Annotated in this window: 11 protein-coding genes; 10 read left to right on the top strand and 1 reads right to left on the bottom strand. The window is 42.9% G+C overall.

Annotated elements, in window-relative coordinates:
• The 10 genes from ACT3QQ_RS09335 to yfaE form a co-directional block, all read left to right on the top strand.
• A partial coding sequence (locus tag ACT3QQ_RS09335) for a hypothetical protein (protein ID WP_444527794.1) occupies nucleotides 1-352 on the top strand: 352 nt, incomplete at its 5' end.
• Nucleotides 353-892: 540 nt separating this feature from the next.
• A complete protein-coding gene (locus ACT3QQ_RS09330) occupies nucleotides 893-1,201 on the top strand; it encodes an ArsR/SmtB family transcription factor (RefSeq protein WP_444519675.1) in 309 nt (102 codons plus the stop codon).
• A gap of 325 nt (nucleotides 1,202-1,526) precedes the next feature.
• Complete coding sequence (locus ACT3QQ_RS09325; RefSeq protein ID WP_444527793.1) at nucleotides 1,527-2,453, top strand: bestrophin family protein; 927 nt, start codon at nucleotides 1,527-1,529, stop codon at nucleotides 2,451-2,453.
• A gap of 271 nt (nucleotides 2,454-2,724) precedes the next feature.
• Nucleotides 2,725-3,015 carry a YbeD family protein gene (locus ACT3QQ_RS09320; RefSeq protein WP_444519844.1) on the top strand — a complete coding sequence of 97 codons (291 nt, stop codon included), beginning with the start codon at nucleotides 2,725-2,727 and terminating at the stop codon, nucleotides 3,013-3,015.
• 502 nt (nucleotides 3,016-3,517) lie between these two features.
• A complete protein-coding gene (gene nrdA / locus ACT3QQ_RS09315) occupies nucleotides 3,518-5,794 on the top strand; it encodes a class 1a ribonucleoside-diphosphate reductase subunit alpha (RefSeq protein WP_444527792.1) in 2,277 nt (758 codons plus the stop codon).
• A gap of 31 nt (nucleotides 5,795-5,825) precedes the next feature.
• Nucleotides 5,826-7,097, top strand: coding sequence for an AAA family ATPase (locus tag ACT3QQ_RS09310; RefSeq protein ID WP_444527791.1), 1,272 nt, complete (start codon nucleotides 5,826-5,828; stop codon nucleotides 7,095-7,097).
• 444 nt (nucleotides 7,098-7,541) lie between these two features.
• The gene (locus tag ACT3QQ_RS09305) at nucleotides 7,542-7,739 is read left to right on the top strand and encodes a hypothetical protein (protein ID WP_444527790.1); all 198 of its coding nucleotides are present in this window, start codon (nucleotides 7,542-7,544) and stop codon (nucleotides 7,737-7,739) included.
• 32 nt (nucleotides 7,740-7,771) lie between these two features.
• Entirely contained in the window at nucleotides 7,772-8,143 is a 372-nt protein-coding gene (locus tag ACT3QQ_RS09300; protein WP_444527789.1) for a hypothetical protein, read from the top strand.
• 96 nt (nucleotides 8,144-8,239) lie between these two features.
• The gene (gene nrdB, locus ACT3QQ_RS09295; RefSeq protein ID WP_444519668.1) at nucleotides 8,240-9,373 is read left to right on the top strand and encodes a class Ia ribonucleoside-diphosphate reductase subunit beta; all 1,134 of its coding nucleotides are present in this window, start codon (nucleotides 8,240-8,242) and stop codon (nucleotides 9,371-9,373) included.
• 83 nt (nucleotides 9,374-9,456) lie between these two features.
• Nucleotides 9,457-9,726, top strand: coding sequence for a class I ribonucleotide reductase maintenance protein YfaE (gene yfaE, locus ACT3QQ_RS09290; protein WP_444519667.1), 270 nt, complete (start codon nucleotides 9,457-9,459; stop codon nucleotides 9,724-9,726).
• Between the two features lie 168 nt (nucleotides 9,727-9,894).
• Here the strand turns inward: yfaE and ACT3QQ_RS09285 are convergent, their stop codons facing one another.
• A complete protein-coding gene (locus ACT3QQ_RS09285; RefSeq protein WP_444527788.1) occupies nucleotides 9,895-11,220 on the bottom strand; it encodes a S1C family serine protease in 1,326 nt (441 codons plus the stop codon).
• Nucleotides 11,221-11,522 lie beyond the last annotated feature (302 nt).

Genomic DNA, 11,522 nt, shown 5'->3' with positions numbered 1-11,522 from the left:
CGGATACTCCGATACATTTTTTATAGACTGGTCTAGATCGCTACTGGTGGCGTATGCGATCATGCCGATTGGCTTCTTACTGATGGGTCTGGTAACAAAATTTATTAATCACAAGCTACCTAATACCAAAGCGTACAAGCGCAATCTCATCACAGGTATATTGATGGTTTGTATAATGGAGTCTATGTTGGCCTTTAGTACTGCCTCAAAGACGATTGGTTTTGCTAATCAAACGGCATTTTTAAACGGTTGGTTAGAAGGGTTTCTAGTTGCATTACCAGTAGGATTGGCGTTAATGGTCATTGTCTCTATGACTATTAAACCAAAGATTGAGGCCTTTCTAAAAAGCTGAAATATCACGACCATGTTTATTAAATTTTTAGCACTCTACCGCGACGCTAACCACATTAATAAAAAAGCTTAATAAAATTGAAGAACGTAAAACAGCAAGGGCGTGTTGAATATTCAACACGCCCTTGTCATATCAGAAGCTTTCTAATACTATCTTACTGCTCGGGATGTTGAGAATAACGTTTATTTAATAAGCAGGCCTTAACAACGTTTAATGTTAAATTCGACTTGAAACAGACTGCTTTACCAATCACATATTGATATTATTCGACAATATTCCGATGACTAGACAGTACAACTGCCATAATTAAGCTAATTTTGACTGTATAATCTACTGTCATATAAAAGTATAGTTCAGGAATAACCGATGTTTGCGCGCGGTGTCCTAACAGTAGTCATTTATTTTTATAAAATCAATGTATTAACACTATATAGACCTTACACTGCTTTCTTGTTTAGCACCATAATGAGCAAGCTAAGCACCTAGTGCTTATCTCTGACAGTTGTTGATTATTAACTAGGTATCGATATCAAATATTTTATGAATACAGAAAACATAATATCTGCACTTAACAACCCTATGCGTCGTCAAATCATAAAATGGTTGAAAGACAGATCAAATTTTCCAGCCTCATTACCAGAGCATGCTGATTTGGATGGTGTATGCGTCAGCTACATTCAAGAAAAGTCAGGATTGTCACAATCAACCATTTCAAACTATATGGGTGTGTTAAAAAAAGCAGGACTGGTTACTTCTGAGCGCCATGGACAATGGACGTTTTATCAGCGTCACGAAGCCAATATCAAAGCCTTTCTTAACGAAGTTGAAAAAGAGCTGCTAAAGCTTTAAAAATTTCTAATCATCTTTAGATTATTTCACTTCACTGCAATAAATCTAAATATTCCAATATAACGATTAACTTCTTCGTTACCACGTCATCCAAACTGATGACATCCTTTCTAGCTATCCCTTCCTTTTGACGACCTATTACCTTCTACTTTTTGCCAAGAATTTAACTATTTTAGCTATCCTTATTATCCAGCTTGAGTTATTACCCTACCCTTCTGTTTGAATAAATTTATAGACTTTTAGGCTTTACAGATTTTAATTCTATATTAGAATCATACCCTACAAATAATAGTGTATTTACACACTGCGTCGCTAGGGAACTCGCATGATTGTCCGGCAAACCCCAAACGCCCTTAAGATATTTCTTACCCTGCGCGGGTCAGTCATTCCGAAAGTCTATCCGCAAATTTTACTCATCGCTATTCTTAGTACAGTCATAACGGTTGTACAACATTGGCTTCCTGACTCTTTTCCTTATTATGGTATGGCGCCTTTTACCTTGCTAGGAATTGCACTGTCGTTGTTTTTGGGGTTTCGGAATAACGCTAGCTACCAACGTTGGTGGGAGGCGCGCGGACTATGGGGACAATTGGTTTATGATTCTCGTAGCTTTACTCGTCAAGTGCTGTCTTTTGTAGACGATGATACTGAAGCTGGACGTGACGCTCAGCGCTCGATGATTCATCTGAACATTGCTTTTGCTCACGCTGTGCGCCACAGACTACGCGGTACCTCACCTTGGGAAGATGTCGAGCCTTTCGTCGCAGCGGCCCATCATGACAGCATGCGTCAAGCGAGAAACCTACCCGACTATTTAATGCGCCTGTTAGGTAAACAGCTCGGTGATGTACGTCGTCAACAGTTGTCATCGGAGCTGATGGTACAAAACATGGACGAGCGCCTGACGTCTATGACGATTGTCTTGGCAGCCTGCGAACGTATTCATTATACGCCACTGCCGTTTGCTTACATGCTATTGGTGCATCGTACGACTTACCTGTATTGTATTACCTTGCCTTTTGGCTTGGTGGCCTCGCTCGGTTGGGCAACGCCCCTCATTTGCGCTGTCATTGCGTATACCTTTTTCGGTTTAGACGCCCTTAGTGAAGAGCTAGAAGAGCCATTTGGTTTTGCGTCTAATCAGCTGCCACTGATGGCACTATCGCGCACGATTGAAATCAACTTATTAGACGCTATGGGAGAGACGGACATCCCGCCTGAGATCGCACCTATCAACAGTTATTTGCAGTAGCTGTTTGCCACAGAGAATGATAATAAGGGGCGAACCTTTTCGATCGAAGTCATTGCCGTATTCCAGCATTGCACTTGAATAATAAGGTCAGCACCACTATAAATAGCCAATAAATCTCTTAATTTAATAGCTAAATCTTAATAAAAGCGAGGCTCATATCATGAGTGATGATTCAAAAGACAACAACGATAACGTCGACAAAAGCGCAAATAGCCCAACCAGTAATAAACCCTCAGTTAAAGTCACTGACCTGACGCCAAATAGAGGCGCATTGGTAGGCAAAAAGACCGACATTCAAAACCCAGAGCTTTGGGAGTTCCCGATGAACTACCCACTCAGCATCATCGGTCATGAAGGCGAGCGTGAGGGTCTGCTTAATGAGATAAAGCTCATCTTGGGTAGCCAGTTCCCTGACTTTGATTTGGCCTCAATCGAAGTTAAACCGTCTAAAACAGGTCGTTTTCACTCGGCACGGGTCAATTTGTACCTAACGGCTGCTGAACAAGTGAATACGCTTTATGCCTCATTGGATAATGCAAAAACGGTTCGTATCGTTTTATAAGTCGCATAGAAAACTTTAACGACTTTTTAGTCCAAATCGTCACTCATTAGTAGTAACATATGGGTGGCGATTTTTTGTGGTTTGATGTACAATCTGCGCCCGCATTATTGCCGCCATGACTCCCATTATCAGCCGACAATAACCGAGAGAATGAAAAGCAAATCGTCACGAAATTTTTACAAAAATTTTATTATTGGCCTCATTTGCGTCTAACCCTTATCCCATCGTCCTTTGCCAAAATTTGGACCACCTACAACCTTGTAGCAACATAGTTTTATTCTAAAATCAATATAGTATTTTCAAAATTTTCCCGCTATATTGTGCCTACCAATTAACAAACACGCTATATGTAGTACTCAGTGATTTTAACCGTCACTACGAGTAGTGGTAGCCTTTTGTCCAAAAAACGACCTATCACAACCCAACATAATAGCGTTATAAAGAATGTCTGCCGCCCACTCGGCGCGTAGCATCACAATAAGCAATCAAAATAGAGGCCAGCATGACACATATTGACAAAATCCAAGTAACCAAACGTGATGGACGTTTAGAGCCTATTGATTTAGACAAAATTCACAAGGTGATAGCGTGGGCCGCAGATGGCTTGGAAAATGTGTCTGTATCACAAGTCGAGCTAAAGTCGCACATCCAGTTTTATGAAGGTATCAAGACTCGTGACATTCACGAAACCATCATCAAGTCTGCTGCCGACCTGATCTCTGAAACCACGCCGGACTACCAATATCTGGCTGCGCGCTTAGCAATCTTTCATCTACGTAAGATTGCTTATAACAAATTCACGCCGCCGCATTTATATGACCATGTTCAAACCCTAACAGAAGCTGGCAAGTATGATGAGCATATCCTAGCGGACTATAGCCGTGCTGAGTTCGATGAGCTAGAAGCGTACCTTGACCACTGGCGCGATATGAATCTTGCTTATGCGGCTGTTGAGCAAATGGCTGGTAAATACTTGGTACAGGACCGCGTAAGCAAGACTGTCTACGAGAGCCCGCAGTTCTTGTACATGCTGGTTGGTATGTGCTTGTTTAGCCAATATGACAAATCAGATCGTCTCGATTTCGTCAAACGCTTCTATGATGCGACCTCACAATTCAAAATCTCACTACCCACGCCTATCATGGCGGGCGTGCGTACCCCATCACGTCAGTTTAGCTCGTGCGTACTCATCGAATGTGGTGACAGCCTAGACTCTATCAATGCGACCACCAGCGCTATCGTACGCTATGTGTCACAGCGCGCTGGTATCGGCATCAACGCGGGTCGTATCCGTGCCCTTGGTAGCCCTATCCGTGGCGGCGAAGCACAGCATACTGGCTGTATCCCATTCTATAAGCTATTCCAAACTGCTGTTAAATGCTGCTCACAGGGCGGCGTGCGTGGCGGTGCTGCGACCCTATTCTACCCGCTATGGCATTTAGAAGTTGAGTCATTACTGGTACTCAAAAACAACCGCGGCGTCGAAGACAACCGTGTGCGTCACATGGACTACGGCGTACAGTTGAACAAAACGATGTACACGCGCCTAATCAAAGGCCAAGACATCTCGCTGTTCTCACCAGGTGACACGCCAGGTTTGTATGATGCATTCTTTGAAGATCAAGACAAATTCGAAGAGTTATATACCAAGTACGAAAACGATCCTAACGTCCGTAGCCGCCAGATCCCAGCAGCAGATCTATTCAGCCTAATGATGCAAGAGCGCGCCAGCACGGGTCGTATCTATATCCAGAACGTCGATCATTGCAACACGCATAGCCCATTTGACGCAGCCGTTGCGCCGATTCGCCAGTCAAACCTATGTATGGAAATCGCCCTACCGACCAAACCACTGGATAACATCAATGACGAAGCAGGCGAAATCGCGCTTTGTACGCTATCAGCGGTCAACTTGGGTAAAGTCGAAAACGTCAGCGATATCGAAGAGCCAGCCGAGCTCATCGTCCGTGCGCTAGATGCCCTGCTCGACTATCAAGACTATCCGGTCAAAGCGGCTGAAAACGGCAGCATGCGTCGCCGTACGCTCGGTGTGGGCGTGATTAACTATGCGTATTACTTGGCTAAGAATGGCGCACGCTACTCTGACGACTCAGCACTAGGTCTGACCCATCAGACGTTTGAAGCACTACAGTACTATCTACTAAAAGCGTCGAACAAATTGGCAAAAGAGCAAGGCGCGTGTCCTGCGTTCAATGAGACCACTTACTCACAAGGTATCTTACCGATTGATACGTACAAAGCCGACTTGGATAAGATCTGCCAAGAGCCACTACATCTCGATTGGGAGACGCTACGTGGCGAGATCACAGCACACGGTCTACGCAACTCTACCCTAACTGCATTGATGCCGTCTGAGACCTCAAGCCAGATCGCCAACGCAACCAACGGTATCGAGCCACCACGTGGTCTAGTGTCTATCAAAGCGTCAAAGGACGGCATCCTAAAACAAGTCGTGCCTGAGATTGCCACCCTAAAAGATCAGTACGAGCTACTGTGGCAAATGCCAAACAATGACGGTTACCTAAAGCTGGTCGCTATCATGCAAAAATTCGTCGATCAAAGTATCTCTGCCAACACTAACTACGATCCAGTTCGTTATGCTGGTGGCCGTGTACCGATGAAGATATTGCTAAAAGATCTGCTAAACGCTTATAAAATGGGCGTGAAGACGTTGTATTACCATAACACTCGTGATGGTGCGAACGATGCCCAAGCAGATATGGAAGATGATTGTGCTGGCGGTGCTTGTAAGATCTAGGAGGCATCACATGTTTACAAGGAGTTCACAGATGTCTGATATCCAACAAAGTATAACTGATGAAGTTAAGATAATTAAAAGCGGAGTAAGGAAAGTCTTTACTCCTCATATACCTATAAATCAGTTAGAACATTTTTTTGGTCGAGATGAAGAGGTAAAAAGAATCATTGGGGTAATAACCTCGCCTGGACTACATATCTTATTATTTGGAGATAGAGGCGTAGGTAAAACCTCTTTAGCCAAAACCACTTGTAATCTTATTTTGAGAAAAATCAATGAAGCTCTTAATAAGGGAAAAATTTACTCTAAAAGTTGCGACAGAAGTGATACTTTTAGTACTTTATTGCACAAACCACTAACTGATGCTGGTGTAAGTATTTTTAAAAGCGGTGATAGTAAGAGAGTTAAGTATACTGGTACTGCAAGTGCCAATATAGCTGTAGCCAAAGGCGAATTAGTTAGCGAACATGAAACTAATATAAACCATAGAAGCCAGACCAATCTCGACTCTCCATCTTGGGTAGCCGATAAATTAAAAGATCTAGACGGTATTCTTCTGTTAGATGAAGTTGATACTTTATCTAACAGTGAAGATAAACGTAAACTTGCCGAGCTGATAAAACTATTAAGTGATTTTGACTCTGGTTTTAAGATAATACTGATTGGTATAGCGAAAACAGCTAATGAATTAACGGCTGGTCATAAGTCAATTGAAAGATGTCTAAAAGAAATTCATTTAGAAAGAATGTCAAATGAAGATATTAAAAAGATAGTATTAAATGGCATGAAATCTATTGGTAAAAAGCCTAGTGACGATGTTGTAGATAAAATTGTAAACATCAGCTCTGGTTTTCCCCATTTTACACATTTGATATGTTTAAAATGTTCTGAGATTGCTATTGAGCAGAACAAAAGTCATATAGAGGAGGATATACTTAACGAGGCATTGATTCGTTCTTCAAAAGACTCTGAGAGTACCTTGTTAAGCTCGTTAGATAATATGCTTAGAAATATAAAAAAGCCTAACGAATATAAGCTTCTTTTACTAGCAACTTCTCACTGTAATAAGAAAGACTTTAGAAGCAGAGAAGTTGTTAATAAACTAAACGAATTATTCGGTATGACTATACCTTCCAGTACTATTAATAGAAGACTTTCGAGACTTTCGGAAAATTTTAGTGATACTAATATACTTAATAAAACAGCACCAGGATGCTATAGCTTTTCAGATCCTAGAATGCCAAGTTTTATTAAAATAACTTTTAATAGTCTATTTGATGAAACAAAAAGCAATTCATTATAGGCTGGCGTTAATCAACAGGGGGTGAATCGTTAAGCATAATTTCTATAGGCTTAATTCGCGAAGCACACCCTACAAAATATATAGAATAACAAATAAGACCTAATTTTCGTTCTAAAATTAGCAAGCGTAGGTTGGGTGGAGCTTGCGACACCTAACGATTTTAATTGAATAATAGAAAATCCTATTTAAAGGATTTTCCTTGCGAGCCTAATGAAGCAATGCTTCATTTTTACGGCTCTCAGGTCTCATCCTTCGACACCAACCTACCTTTAGATCGTAGCGGTTGTTGTAGGCTGGGTTAAAAACCAAACCTACACAAAAAAAGTCCAACTTTATAGCTTATGTTGGTTCGTGATGTAAGGTGCGTTCCACGCGCCAACAGTTTGAAAGTTTAGTTTAACTCTGCTTAAAAAGCACCCTACAAACGATGCTTAAATATCAGTTTTGATTAGGAAGACCAACCTTGCTACAACGAGGTCGTTTAGCCGCGACTATAGCGGTATCCTGCTAACGACGATGGCGATGCAGGCTGTGGCTGAGCGCAGTATCGAGACAACAGGAATGCGGTCAAACACGATAGACTGCACGCCAGCGGCAAAGCAGATACAAGCGGTAGGCGGGATTGGCTACTGTTATCATTGAAACACACAAACCATAAAACTGACGGAGGTCATGTGCAATATACTGCGATCATCAAAGACGGTGGCTTGTTTATCCCAAACGTATTTTCAGAGCTAGACGATGGTGGCTCGCATATCGTACAAGTCGAGGTTGATATTGCAGCGGTGCGTCAGCAGTTAGATACCAGTAAAACACCAAAATCAGCCGCCACCAAAAAAAACGTAGCAAAAGCAGCCAAAAAACCAGCATCGAGAGTGGCTAAAAAAGACACAAAAATAGCAGCAGAAGAGCCTGATGTGAGCACCCTACGCAAAAGCGCACTTGATGAATTAGAAGCGCTTGATGATAGTGAGCTGAGCGAGATATTCAAAGCCTATATAAACGATGGCCAAGAGTCGTCACAGATATCGCTAGAGAACCTCTAAGCTAAAAAGCTATAAACCAGAATGTGTTATTGCATCAAATCAAAACCAGTCAAACCCCTATAAATTAATAACCGTATCAATTATAAAGGCAGTCCCATGACTTACTCGATTTTTTCTCAAACGCCAAACAATGCGCTAAAAGAGCCGATGTTCTTTGGTCAGCCAGTCAACGTAGCACGCTATGACCAACAAAAGCACCCTATCTTTGAGCAATTGATTGAAAAGCAGCTATCGTTCTTTTGGCGTCCAGAAGAAGTTGATGTATCAAAGGATCGTATCGACTTTAGCAATCTGTCCTCGCACGAGCAGCATATATTTTTGAGTAACCTCAAGTACCAGACCCTACTCGACTCTATCCAAGGTCGTAGTCCAAATGTGGTGCTACTGCCGCTGGTGTCTATCCCTGAGCTTGAGACATGGATTGAGACATGGTCGTTCTCTGAGACCATTCACTCACGCAGCTATACGCATATCATTCGTAATATCGTCAATGACCCAAATATTATCTTTGATGACATTATGCAAAACGAGCACATCTTAGGCCGTGCCTCTGATATCGCCCAGTACTATGATGAACTGTACCGTAACTCACAGTTATATAGCCTGTATGGCCCAGGTACGCACAACGTCAATGGCGAGCAAGTCACGGTTGATTTGAAATCACTGAAAAAGCAGATGTATCTGTGCATCATGGCGGTCAACGTCTTAGAAGCCATTCGTTTCTATGTGTCGTTTGCTTGCTCGTTTGCCTTTGCTGAGCGTAAATTGATGGAAGGCAATGCCAAAATCATTAAGCTAATCGCTCGTGATGAAGCGCTACATTTGACGGGTACACAGCACATGCTGAACCTTATGCGTAATGGTCGTGACGATCCTGAGATGGTCGAGATTGCCGAAGAGTGTTATGAAGAAAGCATCGAAATCTTCCGCAAGGCTGCTGAACAAGAAAAAGAATGGGCAGGTTATCTGTTCAAAGACGGCTCAATGATTGGTCTAAACAAAGACATCCTTTGCCAATATATTGAGTACATCACCAACTTGCGTATGGAAACCGTCGGCTTGCCAGCGGCGTTCCCGAACTCAAAATCAAACCCAATCCCGTGGATCAACACGTGGTTGTCGTCTGACAATGTGCAAGTCGCACCACAAGAGACTGAGATTAGCTCGTACTTGGTTGGTCAGATTGACTCTGACTTATCAGACAGTGATTTTGATGACTTTGAGTTGTAAAGGCTTGAGCTATAAGAGCTTTGAACTGTAATCTTTTTAAGCTTTTATAGTAATAGCAAAGACATATCCCAATAGGATGAATTATGACGTGGGTAATGACCAGTAAACAGCAATTCTACTTGCATGATGATGAAAGTCTGCTTGATGGTCTGCTGCGCACTGGACATGATGTCAATTATCAATGCCGTGAAGGCTACTGTGGTAGCTGCCGAGTCAAGCGTATCGCCAGCTCGCATACGGTCGATTATCCATTTGATCCACTGGCGATGATTGAAGACGATGAAATCTTGCCTTGTTGCTGCCGTGTGCAAGGCGTCATTCATATCAATCATGACCCAATCGAAAAGTCCTAGTGGAATGATAAACGCAAAAACTTAACCTTTCGATAATTAGCTTTACAGAAATCAGCTTTGCTAAAACTTACGCCAACAAAAAGCGCGCTCCTTATCTAAAGGAGCGCGCTTTTTTATGCTATCGACTAAATCAATGTGCTAACGGATAGCACATATTATCAAAACACCCTACTGTGCCGTAGCATCCTGCTCAAACAGTTTCATCAGCTCTTCACGCATGCGATCACGCTCTGCTTTTGACATCATCGGTGTTTCTTCATCGTTTTGAATATTTGGCTGATTCATTCCGCCCATGCTTTCATTTTGCAGTACGACAGGACGTTCAATCGGCTCTTGTGCTGGACGCTCTTCTAGGGTGATTTTTACTTGGGCGTTTTGACCTTGACGCAATATTTGCGCATCTAGCTCAGTATTTGGCGGCTTACGAGCCACATACTGAATCAAGGTATTGGCGTCTGTCATTTCGACATCATCAATAGTCAGCACGATATCACCAACACGTAGGCCACTTTTTGCTGCTGGACTACCATCAATGACGTTTAGCACTTCCACGCCTGTTGAGGTCTCAAGCTGCGTTGGGTCACGTAGCTGTGACTGAATTTCGATACCTAACCAGCCACGACTGACACGGCCATCTTTGATAAGTGCATTCATCACTTGCTCAACCAGCGCCGTTGGAATCGCAAAGCCAATACCCATCGAGCCACCAGAACGAGAGAATATGACGGTGTTGATACCGACCAGCTCACCACGAGCATCAACCAGTGCGCCGCCTGAGTTACCTGGGTTGATCGCCGCATCCGTTTGGATAAAGTCTTCAAACTTATTCACACCCAGTCCAGTACGTCCAGTCGCTGAGATAATCCCCTGCGTCACTGTCTGACCCACACCAAATGGATTACCAATCGCTAGTGCCAAATCACCCACACGAATCGGATCTTCGCGGAAGCCAAGCGGCGTCAGTCCTGTCATATCAACCTTGATCACGGCTAAGTCACTATCAGGATCTGTACCGATGATTCTGGCACGGTTTTTACGACCATCATTGAACGCGACTGTGATTTCATCTGCTTTTTCGATGACGTGGGCATTGGTCACGATATAGCCGTCTTCTGATACGATGACCCCTGAGCCTAAGTTTGTATTGCCCTGCTCTTGTGATGGACCACCATGAAACTCAAAGAAACGACGCAGTACAGGATCATCCATATAAGGATGCTCTGTCATCGTTTGGGTTGTGTAGATATTGACCACAGATTGCGATGCGCGTGCCACTGCATCATGATAAGAAGATATCGGCTCTGGCGTGTCCGATACTGTCTCAGACGCTTGCTGCTCCTCAGGCGGAGTTCTTGGTGGCTCCCATGTAGCCTCCGACGTCGACTTCATACTCGTGAACAACCAGATAAACGCTGCCAATACTATCAGCAATAAGACCCAAGGTAACCATTTTAATAAAGACGTCTTGTTATTGGTGTTCCGGGATGACGACATACACAACCTCTATAAATTTAATGCAAACGGACAATGAAAAACGACATGAGGTAATGCTAGCGGCTTAGCTAGTATTGAGCCACTCATAGGGTGGTCAAGTGCTCTATAGCTAGACATACTCACAAGTATAAATTATAACCGCAATACCATTAAATAGTAACGTATCGTGTACCATTTCAGTTATCCAGCTTGTCTGCTTGCTTACAACGGCATGTTAAAATAACTTCTATAGAGCTAGAATTTTAAAATCAGATACTCTCAAACATGATAGATAATTCTTGCTGACTCAATCCACAGCACTT

The sequence above is a fragment of the Psychrobacter sp. AOP7-A1-24 genome, assembly GCF_052376235.1.
Taxonomy (GTDB): Bacteria; Pseudomonadota; Gammaproteobacteria; order Pseudomonadales; family Moraxellaceae; genus Psychrobacter.
This window is presented reverse-complemented; position numbering and strand designations above follow the sequence as displayed.